This is a genomic window from Holophagaceae bacterium, assembly GCA_016720465.1.
Taxonomy (GTDB): Bacteria; Acidobacteriota; Holophagae; order Holophagales; family Holophagaceae; genus JANXPB01.
In genome coordinates, this window is sequence record JADKKO010000002.1 from 301412 (window position 1) to 326914 (window position 25503).

The window sequence follows — 25503 nt, forward strand, 5'->3', positions numbered from 1 at the left end:
ACAAAGGGCACAAAGAGACCCGTCATGTGCGAGCTTCGCAGATGAAATTCAGGTGGCCCGGCGGCGGGCTCACGCTTAGGTGTGATCCGCGCCGGGCCACCTGAATTTGCGGGCCTTCGGCCCGCAGGCGCTACGCGCCTCGCGAAGCGATTTTGAGCCGAAATCAGCCATGTTGGAGCTTGGTGTTTGCTTGGTGTTTTCGTGTCTTGGTGGTGAATTTTATCTTTTTGAATGCAAACTCATATGAGACGCGTGGCAGCTACTGGGCGTTGGGCGCGTCGGCGTAGACCTCGGGATCGGGGTCGGGGCCAGGCGGGAGCTTGGCCAGTTCGATCCGGACGGCCTCCTGGTGTTCGCATTCTTCGGCGCGAAGCTCCTCGAAGAGGACCCGGACTTCTGGGTCGGTGATGTGCTTCAGAGTGCGGTCGAAAAAATCATGGGCCTTCGTCTCGGCGGCCATGACCACGTGGAGCGCCTGCCGCACCGTCATGAAGGCGCGGGCGCCGTCGTATTCCGGGGCTTCGACATCCCAAAGCATTTCCCGGGTCACGCGGCGCGGGGCGGCGCCGAACAGCTTTTTCCGGCGCGCGGTCAGGACGACCCGGTGCCGGGCTTCGTTCTGCTCCATGAGCAGGAAGAATTTTGCCGCCTCGGGGGTGCGGTGGGTGCTCATCTGATGGGCGAATTCCTCGTAGCGTTCCTGGGCCTCTTCCTCCACGAGAATCGCCAGGTCCAGGGCATCCATGAGGCTGAGGCCCGCGTAATCCAATGAGTTGGCCATGATTCGCTCTCCAGGGAATGGGCGCCCGTCCGGTTGAAGCATCCAGGCCGCGCGGGGTATTGCCATCGCCCGAAGGGGATGGATGCGGTTGTCCAGCCTTGACAGGCCTGCCTTGGGCGGGGCATCAGGTTTTTCAATGTTTTCAACCATATCCCAGTGGCTCTGGGACCAAAGTCACACTTCGGGCGCTCCGCAGCCCGCAGGGCTCATCTCCGCAGCTCCGGGCCCGGCCGGTAGGGCGCATAGGCAGGGTTCCACTGGGCCTTGCGGACCAGCTTTTCCAGGGTCAGGTCATCCACCCGCCGGGCCAGGCCGTGGTCCCGGGCCTCGCGGCCCACCGCCACCGCCACCGCCACCGAGACTTCGCGGATGTCCTGCATGGGCGGCAGCAGCATGCCCTCGGCTTCCTGCTGCTTTGTGACCATGGCGCTGATGGCCCGGGTGCCCGCCAGGAACATCCCGTCGGTGATCTTGGTGGCCTTGGACACCAGGGCGCCCAGACCCATGCCAGGGAAAACGTACAGATTGTTGCACTGGGAGACCCGCAGGGTGCGGCCCTTCCATTCGATGGGATCGAAGGGGCTGCCGGTGGCGATGAGGCCCTGGCCGTCGGTGGCGCGGGCGACTTCTTCGGGCGTGCATTCGGTGCGAGAGGTGGGATTGGAGAGCGCCAGGATCACGGGTCTTCGGGTGTTCCGGGCCACCTGGGCCAGGATGGCCTCGCTGAAGAGCCCGGGCTGGGCGGTGACGCCGATCAGCACCGTGGGTTTCGCGTGGCGGACCACGTCGGCGAGGGTGAACGTTCCGGAACCGCTGGAGGTCCATCCGGCTAGATTGGCGCGGCTCTGGGCGAAGGGAAGCTGCGGCGCCTCCAGCTTGGGGTCCCCTTCCACCAGGAGCCCCTGCTGCTCCACCGCAAAGATGCGCGTGCGGATTTCTTCTTCGTTCAGGCCCTCCGCCTTGAGCTGGGCGCGGATGTTCAACCCTACGCCGGTGCCCGCCTGGCCCAGGCCCACGATGACGAAGCGCTGGTCCTTGAAGGATTCCTTTTTGATGCGCATGGCGGTCATGAGCGCCGCCAGGGCCGTGGCGCCGGTGCCCTGGATGTCATCATTGAAGGACAGGATCCGGTCGCGGTAGCGTTCGAGATTGTTGAAGGCCTTGTGCTTGGCGAAGTCCTCCCACTGAAGCAGCGCATCGGGGAAATTGCGCCGCACGCCCAGCACGAATTTCTCCACGATCTCGTCGTAGGCGTCGCCTTCCAGGCGGCGGTGCCGGTAGCCCAGGTAGAGCGGATCGTTCAGCAGGCGCTCGTTGTTCGTGCCCACATCCAGGCTGATGGGCAGGCAGATCGCAGGGTGCAGGCCGCCGGCGGCGACATAAAGGCTCACCTTGCCCACGGGGATGCCCATGCCGTCGGAACCCAGGTCGCCCAGGCCCAGGATCCGCTCGCCGTCCGTGACCACGATCAGATAGACGTGGGGCAGGGAGATGCTCTGGAAGATCTGGTCGATGTTGGCGATGTTCGCGGGGGTGATGTAGACCCCGCGGAAGCGGCGCTGGATGTGGCTCATCTGCAGGCAGGCCTGGCCCACGGTGGGCGTGTAGATGATGGGCACCATCTCGATGAGGTTGTCCACCAGCAGGCGGTAGAACAGGGGCTCGCTGCGGTCCTGGAGGCCGATCAGGTACAGGTAGCGTTCGAGATCGTCGGGTTTGCGGCGGAAGGATTCCAGGGCCCGGTCCAATTGGATTGCCATGGTGGAAACGCCCGAGCTCACCAGTCCGTCCAGGCCCAGGCTGAGGCGTTCCTCTTCGGTGAAAGCCGAGGCCTTGTTCAGGTGCGGGTCGTTCAGGAGCTGCCGGCCGCTCAGGTGGACTTCGAGATATTCCTCGCCCGTCAGGGGATCGATCTTGAAATCGAAGGTCTTCATGGGGGCTCCGATCCGGGTGGCCGGAACTCCGCGTCCTGGAAGGCAGACGTGAACCGGCACCCTTGGCTTCTTCGAATGTATCCGGCCCAGGGCCTCCCCGCAGGTGCGCCTATGATTCCCGTCACATTGCCGGGCGCGGATCTCTGAGGCTTTCCCGGGTCCCGCGGACCGGCATTCCGGCCGCGTTAGCATGGTCCAGCCGGTTTCGTGTCCGGCAGGAGGTCGGTCATGGAAGCAGTGAAATCCATTCTGCGTCGCACGGAGATCTTCTCCGGGCTGTCGGAGTCCCATCTGGATCTGGTGGCCAGCGCCACGACCATCCGTGAGCTCGCGGCCGGCGCTTACCTGTTCCAGCAGGGCGAGGTCCGCCGGGCCTGCTTCGTCATCGCCGAGGGCAAGGTCGAGGTCACCCGGGACAATGGCGACGGACCCGAACCGCTCATCCTGCTGGGGCCCGGGGATGCGGCCGGGGAACAGGTTTTCCTCACCGCTTCGGCCCACACCGCTTCGGCCCGGGCGCATTCCGATGCGGTGCTGCTGGAGCTGGACCGGGAGCTGGTGCTGGGACGATTGAACCAGGACGGCGGCGCGGCCATCGCCATTCTCAGCAAAGTGGCCAATGTGCTGCATCGGCGGCTGGTCTACACCGGCAGCGGCCGCATGGGCCGGGAACAGGCCTACGCCAGCGGCTCGACCCGGCCGGAGTCGGATCTCATCGGGCCCATGGACGTGCCCAGCGATGCCCTGTTCGGCGTCCAGACCCTGCGCGCGGTGCAGAATTTCCCGATCACTGGGACGCCCGTCAGCCATTTTCCAGCCATGGTGCGGTCCCTGGCCCTGGTCAAGCAGGCCGCGGCCCGGGCCAACGCCCGCCTGGGCCTGCTGGATCCAGCCATCGCCAGGGCCATCGACACCGCCTGCCGCGAAATCATCGACGGCCACTGGCACGGCCACTTCCCCACGGACATGGTGCAGGGCGGCGCGGGCACCTCCACCAACATGAACGCCAATGAAGTGATCGCCAACCGCGCGCTGGAGCTGATGGGCCACAAACGCGGCGATTACGCGAAGTGCCACCCCAACGATCACGTCAATCTGGGCCAGAGCACCAACGATGTCTATCCCACGGCCCTGCGGATCTCGACCATCTTCATGCTCAAGACGCTGCTGGAGGCCATGGAGAAGCTGAAGGCGGCGCTCCACGCCAAGGGCCGGGAATTCAGCGATGTCATCAAGATGGGGCGCACCCAGCTCCAGGACGCGGTGCCCATGACCCTGGGCCAGGAATTCGAGGCCTACGCCATCACCACCGGCGAGGACATCGACCGGCTGCGGGAGACCGCCCGCCTCTTCCTGGAAGTGAACATGGGCGGCACGGCCATCGGCACGGGCATCTGCGCCGATCCGCGCTACCCCAAGACCGTGGTGGAGGAGCTGCGCCGGAACACCGGACTGGAGATCGTGCTGGCGGAAAACCTCGTGGAAGCGACTCCGGATACCGGCGCCTTCGTGATGTTCTCGGGCGTCGTGAAGCGCGCGGCGGTGAAGCTCAGCAAGCTCTGCAACGATCTGCGCCTGCTCAGCAGCGGCCCCCGCTGCGGTTTCGGCGAGATCAACCTGCCGGCCATGCAGCCCGGCAGCAGCATCATGCCCGGCAAGGTGAACCCGGTGATCCCGGAGGTAGTCAACCAGGTGGCCTTCTCGGTCATTGGCAACGATCTGACCATCACCCTGGCCGCCGAAGCGGGCCAATTGCAGCTCAACGTGATGGAGCCCATCCTGGCCTACAGCCTGGCCAACAGCCTGCGCATGCTGACCGCCGCCGTGAATGTGCTCACCACCAAGTGCATCACGGGCATCACCGCCAACCGCGAACGCTGCCGCGATCTGGTGGAGCACAGCATCGGCATCGTCACCGCCGTCATGCCCGCCATCGGCTACAAGCGCGCCACGGAGGTCGCCAAGATCGCCCTGGAAACCGGGGCTTCCGTGCGGGAGATCATATTGGAAAAGGGCTACCTCAACATCGCCCAGCTCGACGAGGCCCTGAGCCTGGAAGCCATGACCCAGCCCCGGCCCCTGCAGATGGTGGACGCCCAACGGTAGGCCACAGACTGAGCGGGAGCCGGGCTTCGCTGTTTTTCGATCAGATGACAAATAAATCAATAATAATTGTCATTAATGATGAATTCGTCGAGAATCTGGGAAACGTGCCGGGAAGCGGTGTAATTTTATCGCTTGATTTAGGTTGATCGTACGATCAATTTAGTGGGCGTGGCCAGCCTTCCCTCGACCCCGCAGCCCAAGGACACGGTCCAGATCCTCCTGGAAGCGGCCATCCACTGTTTTGCCCGGAAGGGCTTCGATGGCACCAGCATCCGGGAGGTCGCCGCCCAAGCGGGAAAGCAGATTTCCCTTATCGGCTACCACTTCGGGGACAAGGAAGGCCTTTACCTGAGGTGTTTCCAGCACCTGTTCGAGGTATTCCCGGGAACTCCCCTGGCCCCGGTCCATTCGGATCCCGCAGCGATCCGGGACAGCCCGCGCCTGGCGGCCCAGGCCCTCCGCGCGGTCATCGGCTCCATCATGCAGGATTTATTCGCCGGCGAAGGGAATCCGTTGAAGGAGGCCTCCATCTGCCTATTCGTGCGGGAGATGCGGTCCCCCCGGCCCTCGCTGCAGGCGCTGTACATCGACCGGATTTCCGCGCGGGTGCGAGTGATCAGGGCCTGTATCGCCTCCCTCCAGCCGGATCTGCCGGACACCGAAATTTCCTTCATCGGGCAGAGCATTTTCGGCCAGTGCCTGGTCCAGCGCCTGGCTTCCGGGTTGAATGCCCTCATCTGGCAACCGCTTCCCGCTCCTGAGCCGCCCGCGGTCCTGGCGGATCGCATCGCCGGCTTCGCCCTCAAGGGCCTTGGGTATGGGGGAGAGCCATGATGGGTCGATCCTCATCCGACCAGGCAAGGCCCCACCCTTCCATCAACCCTGGCATCTGCTTCTCGGAGGTTCCCCCATGCTGAACCGGCATCTTTACGGAAACATCGCCATCGCGGGCGGACTGGCGGCCGGGGCTTTGATTACCGGATGCGGCCGGAAGGAGCTGCCGAAAGCCACGGCAGAGGTGGCCGTCATCACCGTCCAGGCCGGAAGGGCGGTGCTCGCCTCGGAACTGCCCGGCCGGGTGTCCGCCTTCCAGGTGGCGGAGGTCCACCCCCAGGTCAATGGCATCGTCCAAAAGCGGCTCTTCACCGAAGGCAGCGATGTGAAGGCCGGCGACGTCCTTTACCAGATCGATCCAAGCCCCTACCAGGCGGCCCACGACAGCGCTCTGGCGAACCTCGCCAGGGCCGAGGCCCATCTGCCGGCGATGCAGAAGCGCGCCGAGCGGTTCAAGGAGCTGCTCGCCATCAATGCCGTCGGGCAGCAGGACTACGAGGACGCCTCCTCGGCGCACAAGCAGGCGGCAGCGGAAGTGAAGGCGCTGCAGGCCGGCGTCGAATCCGCCCGCATCAACCTCGGCTACACGCGGATCACCGCGCCGATCTCCGGGCGCATCGGGAGATCCACTGTCACCGCCGGGGCCCTCGCGGCGGCCTACCAGGGGCCCACCTTCACCACCATCCAGCAATTGGATCCCGTCTATGTTGATTCACCCCAGTCCAGCGCCCTGCTGCTTCAGATCCAGCGGAACCTGGCCTCCAGCAGGATCAAGGGCGGCACGCCGGACCAGGCCAAGGTGAAACTCCTCATGGAGGACGGGACCCCCTATCCCCTGGCGGGAGTCCTGAAGTTCTCCGATGTGACGGTGGATCCCACCACGGGCTCCCAGACCCTCCGCATGGTCTTCCCGAATCCCAGGCACATGCTGCTGCCGGGTATGTACGTCCGGGCCATCGTGGAGGAAGGGGTCGATGAGCGCGCCATTCTGGTGCCTCAGCGGAGCGTCACCCGGGATCCCAAGGGCAATGCCATCGCCATGGTGGTGGACTCCGCCGACAAGGTGGAGCAGAGGATGCTCCGGGTGGAGCGGGCCATCGGGGACCAATGGCTGATCCTGGAGGGCCTCCAGCCGGGGGACCGCCTGATCATGGAAGGCCTCCAGAAGATCCGGCCGGGAATGCCCGTGAAAGCGGTCCCCTTCGGGGCCAAGCCTGCGCCGGCGCCCGCCGCCGCGCCGTCGAAGTAGAGGAGCCGATCCATGGTCAATTTCTTCATCGACCGGCCGATCTTCGCGTGGGTGGTGGCCATCGTCATCATGCTCGCCGGGGTGCTGGCCATCCGCTCCCTGCCGGTTTCCCAGTATCCTCCCGTGGCGCCTCCCTCCATCACGGTGGACGCCTTCTACCCCGGCGCTTCGGCCAAGACGGTGGAGAACACCGTCACCCAGATCATCGAACAGAAGATGACCGGCCTCGACAACCTGCTCTATTTCTCCGCGAGCAGCGATTCGTCGGGCCGCGGCAGCGTCACCCTGACCTTCAAGCCGGGCAGCAATCCGGACGTGGCCTGGGCCATGGTCCAGAACAAGCTGGAAACGGCCAAGCCGCTCATGCCCCAGGTGGTGCAGCAGATGGGCATCCGGGTCACCAAGTCCACGCGCAATTTCTTCATGATCGTCGCGATCCGTTCCGAGGACGGCAGCCTGAAATCCGACGACCTGCGCGACTACATGTCCTCCAACATCGAAGCCGTGCTGGCCCGGGTGGAAGGCGTGGGCGAGGTCATGTCCTTCGGATCCCAGTACGCCATGCGGCTCTGGCTGGACCAGGACAAGATGACCGGATACCGCCTCACGCCCAACGACATCCGGACGGCGGTCAAGGCCTACAACGCCCAGGTCTCCGCCGGGCAGGCCGGCGGCCTGCCCGCGGTCAAGGGCCAGCAGTTGAACGTGACGATCAATGTCCAGGAGTTGATGCAGACGCCCGAGCAGTTCGGGGACATTCCTTTGCGCATCAATCCGGACGGCTCCACGATCCATCTCCGGGATGTGGCCCGGATCGAACTGGGCACCGAGAACTACGGTTCCGAAACCAGCCTCAACGGAAAACCCGTGGCGGGCATGATCGTCCGCCTGGCCTCCGGCGCGAACGCCCTGGACACTTCCAAGCGCATCAAAGCCAAGATGGACGAAATGTCGAAGTTCTTCCCGGCCAGCGTCACGGTGGCCTATCCCTACGAAACCACGCCCTTCGTGAGCGTGGCCATCGAGGAGGTGGTGAAGACCCTCATCGAGGCCGTGGTCCTGGTGTTCCTGGTGATGCTGCTGTTCCTCGGCAACTTCCGCGCCACGCTGATCCCCACCATCGCGGTTCCGGTGGTGCTGCTGGGCACCTTCGCGGTGATCCAGTACGCCGGCATGTCCATCAACATGCTCACCATGTTCGCCATGGTGCTGGCCATCGGCCTGCTGGTGGACGACGCCATCGTGGTGGTGGAGAACGTCGAGCGGGTCATGCATGACGAGGGCCTGCCGGTGCTGGAAGCCACCCGCAAATCCATGGCCCAGATCACCGGCGCCCTGATCGGCATCGGCCTGGTGCTGGCGGCGGTGTTCGGCCCCATGGCTTTCTTCGGGGGCTCCACGGGCGTCATCTACCGGCAGTTCTCGCTCACCCTCATCACCGCCATGCTGTTGTCGGTGGTGGTGGCGCTGATCCTGACCCCGTCCCTCTGCGTGACCTTCCTGAAGTCCGTGCCGAAGGGGCACGAAGCGGCCGAGAACGGCTGGAAGGTCACCCGGCCCTTTTTCCTGTGGTTCGACCGGACCTACTACCGGTTCCGCGATACTTTCACCAGCCAGCTTGAGCGGGTGCTCGGCAAGCGCGCCCGCTACCTCGCCATCTATGCGGCAATCGTCCTGGGGACAGGGCTCCTGTTCCTGCGCCTGCCCACCGCCTTCCTGCCGGAGGAGGACCAGGGAATCCTCATGGCCATGGTCCAGCTGCCGCCCGGCTCGCCTCTGGAGCGGACCGAATCGGTCATGAAGGAGGTCCAGCAGCACTTCATGGTGGACGAAAAGGAGGCCGTGGAATCCATCATGTCCGTCTCCGGCTTCAGCATGGCCGGAGTGGGCCAGAACAACGGCATGGCCTTCCTCAAGCTCAAGGACTGGAAGCTCCGCCAGCGTTCGGATCTCAAGGCCGCCGCTGTCCTGAAACGGGCCATGGGCAAGCTGATGGCCCGCCGGGACGCCCTGGCCTTTGTTTTCGCCCCCCCGGCGATCCTCGAACTGGGCAGCGCCACCGGCTTCGACTTCCAATTGCAGGACCGGGGCGGCGTCGGCCACGGGAAGCTCATGGAGGCCCGCAACATGCTCCTCGGCATGGCCGCCAAGGACCCGAACCTGAAGAGCGTGCGCCCCGTGGGCGCGGACGACCAGCCTGAGTACAGCGTCCGCATCGACCAGGACCGGGCCGGCGCCCTGGGTGTCCCCGCGGCGGCCATCGCCGACACCCTCTCCAGCGCCTGGGGCGGCTCCTACGTGAACGACTTCATCAATCAGGGCCGGGTCAAGCGGGTCTACATGCAGGCCGACGCCCGGCACCGGATGCAGTTGGAGGACCTGAACCGGATCTACGTGCCCAACAAATCCGGCGGCATGGTGCCCTTTTCGGCCTTCGCCACGGGGGTATGGACCCAGGGTTCCCCGAACCTGCAGCGCTTCAATGCCTACCCCGCCATCAACATCAATGGCGAGCCCGCCCTGGGCCGCAGCACCGGGGACGCCATGAAGGCCATGGAAGACATCGCGGCCAAGCTGCCCACCGGCATCGGCTTCGAATGGACCGGCCTTTCCCTGCAGGAACGCCAGGCCGGAACGCAGGCTCCCGCCCTCTACGCTTTCTCGGTGCTGGTCATCTTCCTGTGCCTGGCGGCGCTCTACGAGAGCTGGACCATTCCCTTCTCGGTGCTGCTGATCCTCCCCATCGGCGTGTTTGGAGCGGTCGCCGCCACCTGGGGCCGCGGGCTCAGCAGCGACGTCTACTTCCAGATCGGACTGTTGACGACCCTCGGCCTGGCCGCGAAGAACGCCATCCTGATCGTGCAATTCGCCCAGGAATTGATCGCCCAGGGACATGGACTCCTGGACGCGGCCCTCCAGGCCTCCCGCATGCGGCTGCGGCCCATCCTGATGACCTCCCTGGCGTTCACCTTCGGCGTGCTGCCGATGGCGATCACCACCGGCGCCGGCGCCGCAGCCCAGCACGCCATCGGCACCGGGGTGATCGGCGGCATGCTGACCGCCACCTTCATCGCCATCTTCTACATCCCGCTGGCCTATGTCTTGGTGTCCGAGCTGTTCCGGAAAAAGCCCCCGGAGGCGGTTCCCGCCGAGGATGCGACCGATCCCGGAGGGGTGCAGCCATGAGGCCGATCCGCGTGTTGCCCGCCCTTCCTTTGCTGCTGGCCATGGCCGGATGCATGTCCATGGCTCCGAAATACCTGGCGCCCACGCTTCCAGTGCCCAGCGCCTGGCCCGGGAAGGCCTCCGGCCAGCTCGAGGCGGCGCCCGCCCCGCAAGCCGCTTCGGACATCTCCTGGCAGGACTTCTACCTGGACGCGAGGCTCCGAAAGGTCCTGGATCTGGCCCTCCAGAACAACCGGGACCTCCGGATCGCCTCGCTCAATACCGAGAAGGCGAGGGCGTACTACCGGATCCAGCGCGCCGAACTGTTTCCGGCCCTGAGCGCGCTCGGCAGCGTGAGCCGGCAGAAGACCTCGTCCAGCGACGCCACCGCGGAGACGCAGTACAACGTGGCCCTGGGGGTCAGCGCCTGGGAACTGGACTTTTTCGGGCGCGTCCGCAGCCTGAAAGCCCGCGCCCTGGAGCAGTATCTCGCCACCGAGCAGGCCCGCCGCAGCGCCCAGATCTCGCTGCTGGGCGAGACCGCGAATGCCTACCTGACGCTCGCCGCCGACCGCGAAAGCCTGAAGTTCGCCCGTGAAACGCTGCTGAGCGAGGAGAGTTCCAGCAAACTCATCAGGCGCCGCTTCGAGGTCGGGGTTTCCTCCGAGCTCGATGTCAACCGCGCCCAGATCAGCCTGGAAACGGCGAGGGAAGACGCGGCCCGCTTCACCAGCATCGTGGCCCAGGACGAGAACGCCTTGAACCTCCTGGCCGGCACGACCGTGCCCAAGGAACTGCTTCCGGAGGATCTCCGCAGCCTGAATCCGCTCAAGGACATCTCGCCTCAACTGCCCGCCGAAGTGCTGACCCGGCGGCCGGACATCCTCATGGCCGAAAACCTGCTCAAGGCGGCCAACGCGAATATCGGCGCGGCCCGCGCGGCCTTCTTCCCGCGCATCACGCTCACGGCCGGAGTGGGGACGGCCAGCAGCGAACTCTCCGGCCTGTTCAAATCGGGATCGGGCACCTGGGCTTTCTCGCCCCAGATCCTGCTCCCGATCTTCGACATGGGGGCCAGGCGGGCCAATCTCAAGGCGGTGAAAGCCGACCGGGAGATCGCCCTCGCCCAGTACGAAAAGGCCATCCAGGTGGCCTTCAGGGAGGTGGCCGATGCTCTGGCGCGGCGGAGCACGCTGGAAGAGCAGCTCGCGGCCCACGAAGCGCTCGTCCAGGCCATGGAAGGCACCCATCGCCTGGCCACAGCCCGCTACCAGGCGGGAATCGATGGGTACCTCAGCGTCCTGGACGCCCAGCGTTCCCTTTATGCCGCGCAGCAGGGGCTCATCGCGCTGCGCAGGACCAAGTACGCGAACATGGTGACCCTCTACAAAGTGCTGGGCGGAGGCAACGGAGAAGGCGGAACCGGCACGGCGCCTGATGCTAAGTTGGGTTCTGAAGTGTAGAAAAAGACCCACCGCCGAGGGCGCCAAGAAAAGATAATTTTTCCTACTTACCAAGCCAGTTCAGCTACCTGTTTTTCACGAATAAAAACTCATCCACAGATTCCACAGATTCCCAAGTTGCATTCAAAGATATAAAACCACCAAGCCACAAAGGGCACAAAGGGGCTCGTCATGTGCGAGCGTCGCAGATGAAATTCAGGTGGCCCGGCGGCGGGCTCACGCTTAGGTGTGATTCGCGCCGGGCCACCTGAATTTGCGGGCCTCCGGCCCGCAGGCGCTGCGCGCCTCGCGAAGCGAATTTGAGCCGAAATCAGCCTGTTGGAGCTTAGCGTTTTCTTCACTGTTCGCAGTATTCAATCTGTGTAATCGGTGGAATCTGTGGATTCAAAGTCCTTTTCTCGCATCGTTGCCAAACCATTCCAAGCTGAGGTTCGGGGATAATCAGGATTTTTTTAATTCAGCCCGGCATCAATCCGAAACTGGCCATCGCGCATCCCTTTGCTCAGGGGTTTTGCTGGCGGCCCTCGACCTTCGATCCCGAGACGAAGGCCTGCGCAGCGGCGGCGGCGTCCAGGCTCACAAGGACGGCCGCGCGCTTTTTCACGGCGTCCACCGCGTTGGGGACATAGGCCTTTTCCGTGCCCGGAAGGGTGAGGTTGACGGCCTGCGCCCCGGGCGCGCCGAGGCTCCACTTCATCTCGTTGTCCGCGAAAGCCACGCTGCCGCCCTGGCGTTTGAATGATTCCAGCTGCTTTGCCGAGCTGGAATCCGGACCATAGGATTTATCGAATTCCGCGCGGGCGATGGGGAGCCGGAAGCGGAGCTGGTTGCCTTCAAGGGCGATGTAGGCCCGCTGGCGCCGGGCGGATTTGAGGAAGAGAGCGCGCTCCTGGGCGGAGATCTTCTCCCTGCCTGCTTCGCTCTTCAGGAGCTGCCGGATCTGCGCATTGCCCGCCACGATGAGCTTGGAAAACCGCGACACGGTGACGAGCTGGGTGCCGCAGAGCTTGCCCTGGCCATCCAGGTAGAAGGCTCCGTTTTCCACTTGGACATTGTCCAGCAGCAGGTTGAAAAAAGCCTCCCGCTGCGCGCGCGCCGCAGGCTCCAGCTTTGCATCCTGCGGGGCTTCCGGCTTGCCGAGGTCCTCCAGCCCCTTGCGCACCGCATCGCGATCGTATTCCCAGATCCAATTGGCGAAGAAGAACGTCCTCTGCCCCGACAGCACCGATTGAAGCTGGCCCAGCTCCTTATCCGAAAGCTCGTCCGGCCGGTCCTCGCCGAAGATGCCCTGGTAGACCTGGAAGATCCGGAGCGTGTCCGTCTTCGCATCGTACCGGTAGGTGAGGGTCTGGGATTCGAATTCCAGGCACCCCGTGAGCAGCAACACGCACCCGATGGCCATGAAGGCCGCAAGTTTTTTATACATAGGCCGAGTATCGCCACTTTCAGCGCCGGTACAAGGATTCATCCACCCCAAGCTCCATGGTTCCATTCCGCACCTCGGAACGCAGGGCGAGACGGCCGCCACGCCGGACCCTCCGGGGTTCCCGGAACAGCCACAGCGGTGTTTTCCAATGGTTCCTCCGGGTCACTTGGGCGGCAGCGGTGGACAGGGAAATGCCTTCGGCGAGGTCCGCCTCGAAATGCACCAGCAGGCCGCCAAGGTTGCCGGACCGGGCGAAACGCAAGTCCACCTCGCAGGAGGGGGACGGAGGCGCATCGGCGAGGGGAAGGTCATGGAGCAGCATCGGTTCCGCGAGAACGGGCCAGGCCCGGGCCTCCCAGGGATTCACATAGGCGCGTTGGAAGCCGGCTTCGGAACCTCGCAGGGCGGCCAAGGGCAGGCCGTACCAGCGTTCCCACCGCTCCAGATTCTCGGGCGTGAAGAAAAGGTCCTGGCGGCGAGGCTCGGGCACTTCCACGGGGGTGGCGAAGATCCGCAGCCGGGCGGGGATCAGCCGCGCGCCGGGCTTCAGGAACCGCGAGGCCGCGTCCCCGGTGGTTTCCAGGATGCGTTCGCCGAAGGGATCGTGGCCGAACAGCTCCGACACCATCACATCGGCCAGCTCCGGCAGGGCCAGCTCCGTGGAGCGGCCACGCATCAGGACGATCCGGCCGCCGAATCCCGATCCCTGGAAGAGCTGGAGGGCCGCGTCGGCGATGGGCTGGGATTCGATGGCGTAGACCCGCGCAGCGCCTGCCTTCGCCGCCGCGAGGGCCAGGACGCCGGTGCCGGTGCCCACATCCACCACCACGTCCCCAGGCCGCACCGTCTGGCGGATGGCCCGCAGGTAGCGCGTGGTGCGCGGGCGGTCTTCCAGCATGCGGATCTGGGCGGCGGGGCCGAAGGCGCCCCAGGCGGAATCCCTGCGGCGCGCGGGCAGGCCGTGTTCGGGAACCAGGATGCCGGCTTCGGCCAGGGCCATGATCCGGCCCACGGCCTCGGCGAGTCCCTGGGCCCCCAGGGCGCCCGAGGCCAGGAAGCGCCAGCCCTCCTCGAGGCTGTGGACGTCCTCGAAAAAGGCGAGCGCCGGCAGGATGGACCGGGGCAGCTCCAGCGCCACGCCACCCGTTTCCAGGCGGATCCAGGGCCCCCTGACGTCGAGGCGCACAGCCTCCGCCAGGCGCAGGCGCGTGTCCTTGGCCAATGCCTGGCTGTCATCGGGGGCACCAGTGGGTCGCACGGCTTCATTCCTCTGCCCAGATGGTGGCGCATTTCCAGCGCGATGGGGAATCCAAGCCCTTTCCGATGCCTCGCCTGAACCGCCGGCGCCCGTGGGTAGGCCGGCGATCAGAGATTGCCCTCCATCTGCCTGCGCCAGGAGTGCGCGTAGCGGCCGTCCTGGGCCAGCAGCTCCGCGTGGGTTCCCGCTTCGGCGATGCGGCCTTCGGCCATCACATGGATGCGGTCGGCCTTCATGGCGGTGGTGAAGCGATGGGTGATGAGGAGCACCGTCCGCCCGGCCGCGAGGCCCCTGAACCGATCCAGCCAGTCGCCCTCTGCCCATGAATCCATGGAGCTGGTGGGCTCATCCAGGACCAGCAGGGGCGCCGGAGTCAGGAAGGCCCGCGCCAGGGCCACCCGCTGCCATTCCCCGCCGCTCAGTTCCACTCCGCCGAACCAATGCCCCAAATGCGTGTCGTAGCCCTGGGGAAGGCGATGGATGGGCGCGTCCGCGCCGGCTTCCCGGGCGGCGGCTTGGATGCGCGAGGGCTCCTCCAGGGCGCTCAGATCGCTCTGGGCGATGTTTTCCGCCGCGGTCGCGTGGTAGTGGACCGGGTCCTGGAAAAGCACCGTGATATGGCGGCGGAGGTCCTCCAGGGCCAGGTCCCGGACATTCTTGCCATCCACCAGGACCCGGCCCTGGTCGGGGTCATAGAAACGGCAGAGCAGCTTGATGAGGGTGCTTTTCCCGGCACCGTTGCCACCCACGATGGCCACCACTCCGCCCGCTGGGATCTGGAGGCTGAACCCATCCAGGGCCCACCGGTCGCTCTCCGGATAGCGGAACCGGACGTCCTCGAACTGGAGCGAGGGGGCCGCCTCGGCAAACAACGGCGCGGGCGGCGGCGGATCCGTGATGCGGGGCCTGAGATCCAGGAATCCGAACAGGTTTTCCAGGAACAGCATGTTCCGGTAGATTTCCCCGGCCTGGCTCAGCAGGGTGTGCAGCAGGCGCTGCCCCTGATAGAACACCTGGGCGAACAGCGCCAGATCGCCCAGCGAGGCTCGGGCCGCCAAGGTCCGGGTGACCATCCAGGCCAGGCCCAGCACCACGCCGCACACCGCCACGGCTCCGGCCAGCAGCTCCGCCCGCATCTCCCGGCCCGCCAGGACGGCCTGTTCGCCCCGGAGGCGCGCGCGAAGGGACTGGAAGGCCGCCTGGTAGTGCCCGCCCAGATTGAAGAGCCGCAGCTCCATGGCGGAAGTCCGTTCGGTCAGGAGCCAGTCCAGGTAGTTGGTCTTCCGCACCGTTGGCGTGCTGCGCAGGCGCCAGTCGTGCTGGCGCAGGGCGTTCCGGGCTACCACCCAGAGCGCCGGCAGCATGGAGCCCACCAGCAGCAGCGGCAGCCACGGCGCGAAGCGCAACAGCAGCGCCGCCATGGCCGCCAGGGTGATCCCGTTCTGCGCCAGCGCGCCCAGGTTCTCCAGCAGCAGCACAGGACGCGTCAGGGCGTCCACCCGGGCCCGGTGAAGCTGGTCGTAGTACTCCGGCGTTTCCAGGAAGCCCAGATCCAGCACCTGGGCCTGGGCCTGGATCAACCCGGACAGGTGGTCCTGGACCCGCTCGGATTGCAAGGTGCGCACCCATTGGGCCAGGCTTTCCAGCGCCTGCATCAGCAGCAGCGAGATCCCGAGCAGGCCCACCAGCACCAGCACCGATCTAGGTTCGCCCCCCCGCACCAGGGCTTCCACCAGGGCCTTGATCAGCAGCACCGGCGCCACCGGCAGCAATCCCTGCACGAGCAGCAGTCCCAGCGAGACCCACATCAGGGGACCGGCGGATTCCCGCACCAGCCGCAGCGCCCTGGGCAGGTGGGGGAACTGCGCCAGGGCCCGGCGGGCCGCATGCGGCGATGGGACAGGTGAACGAGGCATGGGAGGTTAAGGTTAGCGGCCGTTGCGAAATAACCAGCGCTTTTCTGGTTAGTTCGCTACGGCCGCTTATGTCGGCCGCAGGCCGACGCGATGGATGATGCTCCGCGCAAAATCGAAGGGCTACGGCCGCTTATGTCGGCCGCAGGCCGACGCGATGGATGGTGCTCCGCACAAAATCGAAGGTGCGTTACGGCGCCTTATGTCGGCCGCAGGCCGACGCGATGGATGATGCTCCGCGCAAACTCGAAGGGCTACGGCCGCTTATGTCGGCCGCAGGCCGACGCGATGGATGATGCTCCGCGCAAACTCGAAGGGCTACGGCCGCTTATGTCGGCCGCAGGCCGACGCGATGGATGATGCTCCGCGCAAACTCGAAGGGCTACGGCCGCTTATGTCGGCCGCAGGCCGACGCGATGGATGATGCTCCGCCCAAACTCGAAGGGCTACGGCCGCTTCAGTGATCGGGTGTGTCCATTCTTGGCGCGGGGGTTCCGTGGCTAAGATGAAGTCTTCTGAAAACCGCATTGGTTTTTTCATGATGTTTCATTCCTTCCGGGCCGGAGTGAGGGGAGCAGTCGGGGTGGCAACGATCCACGAGCGGCATCCACCATCAGGATTGGCGGCGGCCCTGCGGCCCGAGGCCCGGTTGCTGCTGTTGTGCGCCCGGCTGGCCATCGGGCCGGAGGAGCGCGCGGAGATCCTGGGGCTGCTGGGCGCGGACCTGGATTGGGACTACCTCCGCGGCCTCGCTTCGCGCCATGCCCTCTTTCCGCTGCTGCACCGGAACCTGGATGCCATCGCGCCTTCGTCCATTCCGCGGCCCTTCTTCGTGGAACTCTGGGCCCATCACGAAAAGCTGCGCCTGCGGAACGCCGCCATGGCCGCGGAGCTGCTGGAAACCCTGCGCCTTCTTGATGCGCATGGCATTCCGGCGATCCCCTTCAAAGGGCCGGCGCTGGCCGCGGCGGTCTATGGAGACCTGGCCCTGCGGTGGTTCCGCGACCTGGACATCCTGATCCGGCCCCAGGATCTTCAGGCCGCCAAGGAACTGCTGAAGACGCGCGGCTACCGGCCCGATCACGAACTCGATCCAACCCTGGAAGCGGCTTTCCTGCGCTCGAAGGCCGCCCATCACCTGGTGATGGCCTCCAGCGATGACGCCTTGCTGGTGGAACTGCACTGGAAGACGGACGCGGATCATCCGCTCGAGGAGGCCGCCGACAGCGCCTGGTGGGCCCGGCTTGGCGAAACGGATCTAGGGGAGGGCAGGGTGCGCTGCTTCGCGCCCCGGGAACTGCTGCTGATCCTCTGCCTGCATGGCAGCAAGCACCACTGGAGCAGCCTGGCCTGGCTCGTGGATGTGGCCGAGCTGATCCGCCAGCAACCGGGGATGGATTGGGACTGGGTGCTGTCCAGGGCCGGGGAAATGCGGAGCCTGCGGCGCCTGGCCTTGGGTTTGTGCCTGGCGCGCCAGCTCCTGGATGCGCCCCTCCCGGATGACGTGATCCAAAGGGCGCAGACGACTCCGAGGGTCGAGGCGCTCGCGGCGCGGATCAGCCGCATGATCTTCGACCCGGAGGCTGTGGAACTCGGCCCCCTCCAGCGCCTGCGCCTCGACCTGTCGCTGTGCGAACGCCTTGGCCAACAGCTGTCGCACCTATTCAACCTCCTCCTGAACCCCAGCCTGGAGGAGTGGAGCCGCTGGCCCCTTCCCCGACACCTTTTCTTCCTCTACGCCCCGTTGCGGTTATTCACGTTGATGGAAAGGAATCTCTGGGGAAGGGGGCGCGGAAAGTGATTCAGCCTAGGTTGAAAAGACCACCGGCCCCGCCGTTCCTACCCACGCTCGACTGATCGCGGCCAGCCCGACAGGATCAGGCCCAGTCCCGCGCCGAGCGCATCGGCCAGCCAATCGTAGACATCGCAGGAACGTCCGGGCACGAAGCGCTGATGAAGTTCGTCGCTGGCGCTGAAGACCGCCACGATGATGAAGATCAGGATCCGCCGCCGGACCAACGGCAGCGCAGGGTGCGTGCGCCGCCAGGCGATGTCGATGAAGGCAGCCTGGACGCCGAAGGCCGCCAGGTGCGCCACCTTGTCCAGGAAGCCCGGCAGCGCCACATCGAAGGGATAGCTGGACCGGCTGCTGAGCCACACGATGGCCCCGGCCACGGAAAGCGGGAGGACCCAGATCCAATAACGGCGCATGGCCTAATCCAACCACAGGAGCCGGGCATTTCCACAAAAACAGCCAAATGGTTAGAAAACAAAGCCACAAAAAAGTTGGCCACAAAGGGGCACAAAGTTCACAAAGAAAAGCTTAAAAAAATATTTCCTGATTACCCACGAACCTCAGCCTGAAATCGCTTGATACCCATACACAATAAAAACCATGAATCCACAGATTCCACAGATTGATGACTGCGAACAGTGGAGAAAAGAAGATCGCTCCTGGCCGGTAGCATGGGCCGCCCCGGCTCGGCCGGGGCCGCGCGACTTCGTCGTGCGGGTTTTCAGGGCGGCGGCGGCCTCGCGCCTTTGGTGCGGAAGCGCCGCCGCCCTGAAAACCGGTTGGCCCATGCGGAGCAGTAGGTTGCTCCTTCTGGCCCGAAGACACATGGGAATCTGTGTAATCGGTGGAATCTGTGGAAAAGCTTTTAATCGTGAAAAATGGATAGCTGAATTTGCTTGGCAATCAAGAAAATCATGTTTGTTTTTCTTTGTGTTCTTTGCGCCCCTTTGTGGCTAGATGATTTTTTTATCTTTTACCGCCCCTTGTGGCCATTCCTGGCAGGCATTGATCACATATTCCCGACCCTGCTACGCGGCCCGCGGGGATTCCCGATATAGTTCTCCTGTCCTCCATATCCGCCGAATCCTGGTCTCCCGCTTCCGCATCCCACTGTCTTTTCAAAGGTGTCCCGATGAATCCGCATGAGTCCAAGCCCCGCGCCTCCCGATTCCCGGCCCTCCTGGGCGCCCTGTCGGCGGTCCTCCTGCTGGCCGCCTGCCGCGCGCCCGGCATGAAGATGAGCACCTCGGGCCTGGACAAGAATTCCACCGTGCGAATGAACGGGCAGCTCGTCACCCTGAGGCCCCTCAACGCCCAGACGGTGGTGGCCTACGGCACCCCGTCCCCGGTGGTCTCCGGCATCGATCTGCTGGCGTCCAAGGTCGAGCCCTACAAGGTGGGGCCCCAGGACATCCTGCTCGTCACGGTATGGGACCACCCGGAAATCACGCTGCCCCTGGGCCAGTACCGCACTGATGCGGCCACGGGCATGCTGGTGGACGAGGAAGGTTATTTCTACTTCCCCTACGTCGGCCGCATCAAGGTCAGCGGCCTCACGGTCACCCAGGTGCGGGATGTCCTGACGGAGAAGCTCAACCGGGTGCTCCAGCGGCCCCAGGTGGATGTCAAGGTCGTGGGCTTCCGCTCCCAGAAAGTCTATGTGGGCGGAGAAGTCCGCAATCCCGCCACCTATAACGTCACGGATATCCCCTTTACCCTTTCCGAAGCCATCAATCGCGCCGGCGGGTTCCTGCCATCCGCGGACCAGAGCCGGCTGGTGCTTTCCCGCGGCGAACGCACCTGGAACCTGAACTTCCAGGATCTCCTGTCCAGGGGCAACCGCATCGACCAGATCCTGCTCAAGGACGGCGACTCCCTGCTGGTGCACAACCGGGATGAATCCTCGGTCTATATCATGGGCGAGGTCCGCAATCCGAGTTCCGTTCCCACCCACAATGGCCGCCTGACCCTGGCCCAGGCCCTGTCCGAAGCCGGCGGCATCAACCAGGCCAGCGCCGACCCCCGGTCCGTCTACGTCCTGCGCCGCGGCAAGGCGGAAAACACCGTGGATGTCTTCCATCTGGATGCCTACAGCCCCGTGGCCATGGTCATGGCGGACCGCTTCGCGCTGCAGCCCAAGGACGTGATCTACGTGGACGCCGGCACCCTGGTGCGGTGGAACAAAGTCCTGACCTTGCTCCTGCCCTCGACCTCGCTCATCGGGGTCGCGGCCGACGTCAAGACCTTCAAGTAGGAACCCGCAAAGCCCTTCATGCTGCCTGACATCCGCCACATCCTGGTCATTTGCGAAGGCAACCACTGCCGCAGCCCCATGGCCGAAGCCATGCTGCGCCAGGCCCTGGGGCCCGGCATCCGGGTCAGCTCCGCTGGATTGGATGCCCTCGTCGGGCAGCCCGCCCACCGGGAGGCCAAGGCCCTCATGGCCAGGGACGGCATCCATCTCTCCGAGATCACCGCCCACCTCGGGCGCCAGTTGACCGCGGACCTGGCCCTCGGCGCCGACCTGATCCTGGTCATGGACCAGGCGCAAAAAGTGGCCTGCGAACGCCTGGCGCCCAGCGCAAGGGGCCGCGTCTTCCTGCTGGGCCACTGGCTCTCCCCGGGCCACCAGGAAATCCCCGACCCCATCCGCGGAGGCGCCGAAGCCCACCGCCTGGCCCACGACCGCATCCAGCGCGCCATCCAGCCCTGGCTCAGCCGACTCGCCCCAAAGAACACAAAATAAACAAATAACTATAAAAAAAGATAAAAAAACAAATAAATACAAATAAATACAAAATAATAAAATATTGGCCACAAAGGGGCACAAAGAACACAAAGAAAAACAAAACATACATTTTTTAAGCTTTTCTTTGTGAACTTTGTGCCCCTTTGTGGCTAAATTGTTTTTTTATGTTTTTGTGGTTTATTCTTCCTTTCTCTGAGGCCGATGTGGATATCAAGCCATTGTGCGACCTGGTGCGGCAGACGGCTTATGACATCCACACCTACCTGGGTTGCGGCCATCTGGAGAAGGTGTATGAGAATGCCCTGCTCCATCGGTTGCAGAAACTCGGATTGCGGGCTGAGCAACAGCACCCTATCCGGGTGTTCGATGAAGACGGCACTCCGATCGGGGATTATTACGCCGATTTGCTGATCGAAGAGGTTCTGTTGCTCGAGTTGAAAGCCGTGAAGAACCTAGCCCCAGAACACGACGCGCAGATCCTGGGCTACCTCAAGGCCGCGAGGTTCGAACACGGAATGCTGATCAATTTCGGTTCGCAGAAATTCGAAGTCCGCAAATTCATCCGAACCAGCAATTCACCTCAAAGTATCGAAAGGCCACAAAATAATTAATGGGTAAAAATAATATAAAAAATAAAATAAAAACAATTTAGCCACAAAGGGGCACAAAGAACACAAAGAAAAACAAACACAAAAACAAAAACAAACAAATTATATTTTTTAGCTTTTCTTTGTGAACTTTGTAAACTTTGTGAACTTTGTGAACTTTGTGAACTTTGTGAACTTTGTGAACTTTGTGAACTTTGTGCCCCTTTGTGGCTAATAATTTTTTATTTTTTATCGTTTTTTACGGCCATCCCCGGGAGACTGCTTGGGGCATGACAGGACTTTCTGCGGTCTTCCACGTATTTTGTGACAGATGCTCGGTCCTAACCGCCTCATAATTACCGAGCCACACAGCAAGGACCACTTCCATGATGAATTGGCATGATCACATTTCCGTAGATCCCAACGTTTGCCACGGACAGGCTTGCATCCGCGGTACCCGCATCCCGGTGGCCGTTGTGCTGGATAATCTGGCCGCAGGGCTGGATGTGGCGGAAATCACGGCCAGCTACCCCAGTCTCAAGGCCGAGGACATTCGTGCGGCTTTGGCATATTCAGCGGAAATCGCGCGAGAGCGCATCTATCCGTTCCCAGAAACAGCATGAGCACAAAGCAAGAGCGCGGTGCCAGCGTGCGAGGCGAAGCTCCGAAGGTGCGCCACACTGGACGGGCCGCATGAAATTCAAGGTCGACGAAAACTTGCCTGTGGAAGTGGCTCAAATGCTGCTGGCTGCTGGGCATGACGTGATGACCGTCCTTGACCAAGCCTTGGGTGGCGCACCGGACCCCGATCTGGCGAAAGTCTGCTGCGTGGAGGAGAGGGCCCTGCTTACCTTGGACCTCGATTTTTCAAATATCCAGGCATACCCACCTCGGGACTATCCAGGAATCATCGTCCTTCGCTTGACACAGCAAGATAAAGCCCATGTACTTCATACAATTGCGGCGGCAATCCCCTTGTTGTTGCAAGAACCGCTGAGTGGGCGGCTCTGGATCATCGACGAACACCGAATCCGCATACGAGAATAAACCCGAGGCACTTCATCCCTCCCCATTCTTACCTCGGCCCTCACTGCACATACCTGATTGGCACCCATGACCCTCCTTCCCGACATCACCCCCGGCGACATCTACCCCCAGGGTCCCAGCCGTCCCGACACCCCCGAGCATGAAAGCGAGATCTCCCTGGGGGACATGCTCGCCAATCTGTGGGAAGGCCGCTACATCATCCTGGCCACCACGGCGCTGGCGCTGGTGATGGGCCTCTACTACGGCTGGCGCAAGAGCCCCGTCTACCGGGTGGAGGCCATGCTGCAGATCGAGGACAAGCAGAACAGCGCCAGCAGCCCGGTGATGCAGGCCCTGAACAGCCTGCTGGACCAGGCCGCCAGGGCCTCGGCCGAAATCGAGATCATCAAGAGCAACCTGGTGCTGGGGCGCACCGTGGAATCCCTGTCCCTGGATATCCAGGCCGCGCCGGTCTACGGCCGGATCATCGGCGATGCCCTGGTGCGGGGGCGCAAGGATGCCCCCGAGCTGGCCGTCGAACGCTTCGAGATCCCCAACTACATGCGGGGCGTAGGGTTCGAGATCATCGCCTTGGACAAGGGCGCCTTCCGTTGGGAAGGGCCCGGCCACAAGGTCCTGGCCACCGGCAAGGTGGGCGAGGACACCAAGGCCGCCTATGACGGCCAGCCCCTGGTGCTCCAGGTGCGCCGTCTCACCGGAGCCCCGGGCCAGCGCTTCAACCTGACCCGCCTGCCCGTGCTGGCGGCCATCGGCGGCCTCCGCGGGGGGCTGAAAGTCGAGGAAAAGGGCCGCCAGACCAACATCCTGGGCCTCAGTTTCGAGCACCGGAATTCCGGACGGGGCGCCGAGATCCTGAACGAGATCGTGAGCCAGTACGTGCGCCAGAACATCGAGCGCAAGGCCGAGGAAGCCTCCCAGACCCTGGCCTTCATGCAGGAGCAGCTCCCCATGCAGCGGGCCAAGCTCGATGCGGCGGAGAACCGCCTGAACCAGTTCCGCATCCAATCGGGCTCCGTGGATCTGCCCCAGGAAGCCCAATTGGTCCTCACCCAAAGCGTGAACCTGGAAGGCCAGATCCTGGCCCTCAAGCAGAAAAAAGATGAACTGCTGCGCACCTACAAGGAAGGCGCCGACGTGGTGTCCACCCTGAACCAGCAGATCGCCAAGCTGCAGAAGGAGATGGGCAACGTCAACGTCAAGATCAAGGGCCTGCCCAAGACCCAGCAGGAGATCGTGAGCCTGACCCGGGATGTGCAGGTGAATACGGAGCTGTACACCGCCATGCTCAACAATTCCCAGCAACTCCAGGTGGCCCGGGCCGGCGAGATCGGCAACGCCCGCATCGTGGACCGCGCCCTGCCCAGCCTGGGCCCCATCAAGCCCGACAAGGCCAAGGCCATGGGCCTGGCCTGGATTTTAGGCCTGTCCGCGGGCATCGGCCTGACCCTGCTGCGCCGGGCCCTGCACCGGGCGGTGGAGGATCCCCGCCTCATCGAAAGCCGCCTGGGCCTGCCCGTGGTGGTGACCATCCCCCACAGCGAATTGCAGGCGGAAGAATTCCGCCGCATGAAGGCCCACGCTGCCGGCGACCACATCCTGGCCCTGCATCACCCCGAGGACCTGGCGGTGGAGAGCCTGCGCAGCCTGCGCACCGCTTTGAGCTTCACCATGAGTGATGCCCGCAACCGCGTGGTCATGATTTCAGGGCCCGCGCCTGCCATCGGCAAATCCTTCGTGAGCAGCAATTTCTCGGCCCTGCTGGCCCAGACCGGGGCCGCCAGCCGGGTGCTGCTGGTGGATGGCGACATGCGCCGGGGCAACCTGCACCAGTACTTCGGCATCACCCACCGCGCCGGCGGCCTGTCGGAAATCCTGGCGGGCCAGAAGCCCTGGCTGCAGGCGGTGCGCGCCACCGGCATGCCGGGCCTGGAGATCATCACCAGCGGCACGCTCCCCCCCAACCCCTCGGAACTGCTGATGTCCACCCGCTTCGCGGATTTCATCCTGGAAGTCTCCCAGGTCTACGACATCGTGATCATCGACGCGCCGCCGGTGCTGGCGGTCACCGATGCCGTGATCATCGGCCGCCAGGCCGGCACCACCCTGCTCATCGCCAAAGCCAAAGCCCACACCCTGGACGAGATCCAGGCTTCCATCAAGCGCTTCGAGACCGCCGGCATCAAGCCCAAGGGCTGCATCTTCAACGATGTGCCGGTGTTGAATGTGGGATACCGGTATTACCGGTACGCGTACCATTACGGTTATAAAAAATGACGCTAAATGGCAACTGGTCCGCACCCCGATTTCATGGGCCTCCATGCTGGGGTGTCCGGTGAGCGTAGCTGGGTTTGGGCTTCGTCAACCCGAATTCCGCGGCCTTCGGCCTGAAGCCCAGCATGCCTAGGGTCTCCATCCTCACGGGCCTTTACCAATGCGAGGCGACCCTTGCCGAGGCCCTGGCGTCCATCCAGGCACAGACCTTCACCGACTGGGAAATGATCCTTTGCGATGATGGCTCCACCGACCGGACACCGGACATCGCCCAGCCTTTCATTGAGGCGGACCCCAGGTTCAAACTGATCCGCAACTCGCGCAACCGGGGTCTGGCCGCCGCCCTCAACCTGGCGCTCCGGCAGGCCCAAGGGGAGTACGTGGCCCGCATGGATGGGGATGACCGCTCACGGCCCGACCGCCTCGCCAGCCAGGTGGCCTATCTGGATGCGAATCCAGGATGTGCGGTGGTGAGCGGCGCCATGGCCTGCTTCGACGAGACGGGCATCTGGGGCCATATCCGGCCCCAATCCGAGGAGCCCCGGCCCCAGGATCTGGCCTGGGGTTCCCCCTTCGCTCACGCGCCGAGCATGATGCGCCGCCAGATCCTGGAACAGTTGGGCGGCTACCGCACTGACGTGGGGCGCGTGGAGGACTATGACCTCTGGGTGAGGCTCTACGCCGCGGGATACCGCGGCCACAACCTGGACCAGATCCTGTATGACGTGCGGGAAGACCGCCAAACCACGCGACGGCGCGATTATCGGCGCCGCATGGACGAGGCGCGGATCGCCTGGCGGGCGTGTCGGGACTTGCGCCTGGCCTTGCGCTCCAGGGCCGGGGCCCTGCGTCCGCTCCTGGTGGGCCTCCTGCCAGGTTTGCTGTATAACGCGCTGCGGAGGCGCAAATATGCTTGATGCCCCCG

At 64.1% G+C, this 25503-nt stretch carries 18 protein-coding genes and 1 pseudogene; 13 read left to right on the forward strand and 6 right to left on the reverse strand.

Features of this window, described 5'->3' with window-relative positions; genetic code table 11:
- Positions 1 to 259: 259 nt before the first annotated feature.
- Positions 260 to 781, reverse strand: coding sequence for a ferritin-like domain-containing protein (locus tag IPQ13_05635; GenBank protein MBL0210381.1), 522 nt, complete (start codon positions 779 to 781; stop codon positions 260 to 262).
- Between the two features lie 206 nt (positions 782 to 987).
- A complete protein-coding gene (locus tag IPQ13_05640; protein ID MBL0210382.1) occupies positions 988 to 2715 on the reverse strand; it encodes an NAD-dependent malic enzyme in 1728 nt (575 codons plus the stop codon).
- Between the two features lie 228 nt (positions 2716 to 2943).
- Here IPQ13_05640 and aspA point away from each other — a divergent pair, with 228 nt between their 5' ends.
- The 5 genes and pseudogenes from aspA (at position 2944) to IPQ13_05665 (ending at position 11532) form a co-directional block, all read left to right on the forward strand.
- A complete protein-coding gene (gene aspA / locus IPQ13_05645) occupies positions 2944 to 4821 on the forward strand; it encodes an aspartate ammonia-lyase (protein ID MBL0210383.1) in 1878 nt (625 codons plus the stop codon).
- 153 nt (positions 4822 to 4974) lie between these two features.
- Positions 4975 to 5172, forward strand: a pseudogene (locus IPQ13_05650) (TetR family transcriptional regulator).
- Positions 5173 to 5731: 559 nt separating this feature from the next.
- Positions 5732 to 6904: an efflux RND transporter periplasmic adaptor subunit gene (locus IPQ13_05655; GenBank protein ID MBL0210384.1), complete on the forward strand. Its 1173-nt coding sequence runs from the start codon at positions 5732 to 5734 to the stop codon at positions 6902 to 6904.
- Positions 6905 to 6916: 12 nt separating this feature from the next.
- Positions 6917 to 10090, forward strand: a complete 3174-nt coding sequence (locus IPQ13_05660; GenBank protein MBL0210385.1) for an efflux RND transporter permease subunit — start codon at positions 6917 to 6919, stop codon at positions 10088 to 10090.
- On the forward strand, positions 10087 to 11532 hold the full coding sequence (locus tag IPQ13_05665) for an efflux transporter outer membrane subunit (GenBank protein MBL0210386.1): 1446 nt from the start codon (positions 10087 to 10089) through the stop codon (positions 11530 to 11532). The genes IPQ13_05660 and IPQ13_05665 overlap by 4 nt, the downstream gene beginning before the upstream one ends.
- A 502-nt stretch (positions 11533 to 12034) precedes the next feature.
- Here IPQ13_05665 and IPQ13_05670 read toward each other — a convergent pair.
- The 3 genes from IPQ13_05670 to IPQ13_05680 all read right to left on the reverse strand — a co-directional run bounded on the left by IPQ13_05670 (position 12035) and on the right by IPQ13_05680 (position 16132).
- Positions 12035 to 12958 (reverse strand): hypothetical protein, encoded by a 924-nt coding sequence (locus IPQ13_05670; GenBank protein MBL0210387.1) that lies wholly within the window; start codon positions 12956 to 12958, stop codon positions 12035 to 12037.
- Positions 12959 to 12977: 19 nt separating this feature from the next.
- Positions 12978 to 14216: a 50S ribosomal protein L11 methyltransferase gene (locus IPQ13_05675; protein ID MBL0210388.1), complete on the reverse strand. Its 1239-nt coding sequence runs from the start codon at positions 14214 to 14216 to the stop codon at positions 12978 to 12980.
- Between the two features lie 107 nt (positions 14217 to 14323).
- On the reverse strand, positions 14324 to 16132 hold the full coding sequence (locus IPQ13_05680; GenBank protein MBL0210389.1) for an ABC transporter ATP-binding protein: 1809 nt from the start codon (positions 16130 to 16132) through the stop codon (positions 14324 to 14326).
- A gap of 580 nt (positions 16133 to 16712) precedes the next feature.
- Here IPQ13_05680 and IPQ13_05685 point away from each other — a divergent pair.
- Positions 16713 to 17930: a nucleotidyltransferase family protein gene (locus IPQ13_05685; GenBank protein MBL0210390.1), complete on the forward strand. Its 1218-nt coding sequence runs from the start codon at positions 16713 to 16715 to the stop codon at positions 17928 to 17930.
- 38 nt (positions 17931 to 17968) lie between these two features.
- Here IPQ13_05685 and IPQ13_05690 read toward each other — a convergent pair whose 3' ends face one another.
- Positions 17969 to 18340 carry a VanZ family protein gene (locus IPQ13_05690; GenBank protein MBL0210391.1) on the reverse strand — a complete coding sequence of 124 codons (372 nt, stop codon included), beginning with the start codon at positions 18338 to 18340 and terminating at the stop codon, positions 17969 to 17971.
- Between the two features lie 716 nt (positions 18341 to 19056).
- Here IPQ13_05690 and IPQ13_05695 point away from each other — a divergent pair.
- The 7 genes from IPQ13_05695 (at position 19057) to IPQ13_05725 (ending at position 25495) form a co-directional block, all read left to right on the forward strand.
- Positions 19057 to 20178: a polysaccharide biosynthesis/export family protein gene (locus IPQ13_05695; protein MBL0210392.1), complete on the forward strand. Its 1122-nt coding sequence runs from the start codon at positions 19057 to 19059 to the stop codon at positions 20176 to 20178.
- Positions 20179 to 20196: 18 nt separating this feature from the next.
- Positions 20197 to 20670: a low molecular weight phosphotyrosine protein phosphatase gene (locus IPQ13_05700; protein ID MBL0210393.1), complete on the forward strand. Its 474-nt coding sequence runs from the start codon at positions 20197 to 20199 to the stop codon at positions 20668 to 20670.
- A 167-nt stretch (positions 20671 to 20837) separates the two neighbouring features.
- Entirely contained in the window at positions 20838 to 21284 is a 447-nt protein-coding gene (locus tag IPQ13_05705; protein ID MBL0210394.1) for a GxxExxY protein, read from the forward strand.
- A 365-nt stretch (positions 21285 to 21649) separates the two neighbouring features.
- A complete protein-coding gene (locus IPQ13_05710) occupies positions 21650 to 21883 on the forward strand; it encodes a DUF433 domain-containing protein (GenBank protein MBL0210395.1) in 234 nt (77 codons plus the stop codon).
- A 70-nt stretch (positions 21884 to 21953) separates the two neighbouring features.
- Complete coding sequence (locus IPQ13_05715; protein ID MBL0210396.1) at positions 21954 to 22307, forward strand: DUF5615 family PIN-like protein; 354 nt, start codon at positions 21954 to 21956, stop codon at positions 22305 to 22307.
- A 66-nt stretch (positions 22308 to 22373) separates the two neighbouring features.
- On the forward strand, positions 22374 to 24581 hold the full coding sequence (locus IPQ13_05720) for a polysaccharide biosynthesis tyrosine autokinase (protein ID MBL0210397.1): 2208 nt from the start codon (positions 22374 to 22376) through the stop codon (positions 24579 to 24581).
- A 122-nt stretch (positions 24582 to 24703) separates the two neighbouring features.
- Entirely contained in the window at positions 24704 to 25495 is a 792-nt protein-coding gene (locus IPQ13_05725) for a glycosyltransferase family 2 protein (GenBank protein ID MBL0210398.1), read from the forward strand.
- Positions 25496 to 25503 lie beyond the last annotated feature (8 nt).

Bases quoted from the DNA above. Each gene is read 5' to 3' on its own strand.
- IPQ13_05640 (MBL0210382.1), bottom strand. From the start codon at position 2,715: ATGAAGACCTTCGATTTCAAGATCGATCCCCTGACGGGCGAGGAATAT.
- IPQ13_05715 (MBL0210396.1), top strand. From the start codon at position 21,954: ATGAAATTCAAGGTCGACGAAAACTTGCCTGTGGAAGTGGCTCAAATG.
- IPQ13_05725 (MBL0210398.1), top strand. From the start codon at position 24,704: ATGCCTAGGGTCTCCATCCTCACGGGCCTTTACCAATGCGAGGCGACC.
- IPQ13_05680 (MBL0210389.1), bottom strand. From the start codon at position 16,132: ATGCCTCGTTCACCTGTCCCATCGCCGCATGCGGCCCGCCGGGCCCTG.
- IPQ13_05635 (MBL0210381.1), bottom strand. From the start codon at position 781: ATGGCCAACTCATTGGATTACGCGGGCCTCAGCCTCATGGATGCCCTG.
- aspA (MBL0210383.1), top strand. From the start codon at position 2,944: ATGGAAGCAGTGAAATCCATTCTGCGTCGCACGGAGATCTTCTCCGGG.
- IPQ13_05665 (MBL0210386.1), top strand. From the start codon at position 10,087: ATGAGGCCGATCCGCGTGTTGCCCGCCCTTCCTTTGCTGCTGGCCATG.
- IPQ13_05710 (MBL0210395.1), top strand. From the start codon at position 21,650: ATGAATTGGCATGATCACATTTCCGTAGATCCCAACGTTTGCCACGGA.
- IPQ13_05655 (MBL0210384.1), top strand. From the start codon at position 5,732: ATGCTGAACCGGCATCTTTACGGAAACATCGCCATCGCGGGCGGACTG.
- IPQ13_05690 (MBL0210391.1), bottom strand. From the start codon at position 18,340: ATGCGCCGTTATTGGATCTGGGTCCTCCCGCTTTCCGTGGCCGGGGCC.
- IPQ13_05705 (MBL0210394.1), top strand. From the start codon at position 20,838: ATGTTTTTGTGGTTTATTCTTCCTTTCTCTGAGGCCGATGTGGATATC.
- IPQ13_05695 (MBL0210392.1), top strand. From the start codon at position 19,057: ATGAATCCGCATGAGTCCAAGCCCCGCGCCTCCCGATTCCCGGCCCTC.
- IPQ13_05700 (MBL0210393.1), top strand. From the start codon at position 20,197: ATGCTGCCTGACATCCGCCACATCCTGGTCATTTGCGAAGGCAACCAC.
- IPQ13_05720 (MBL0210397.1), top strand. From the start codon at position 22,374: ATGACCCTCCTTCCCGACATCACCCCCGGCGACATCTACCCCCAGGGT.
- IPQ13_05670 (MBL0210387.1), bottom strand. From the start codon at position 12,958: ATGTATAAAAAACTTGCGGCCTTCATGGCCATCGGGTGCGTGTTGCTG.
- IPQ13_05660 (MBL0210385.1), top strand. From the start codon at position 6,917: ATGGTCAATTTCTTCATCGACCGGCCGATCTTCGCGTGGGTGGTGGCC.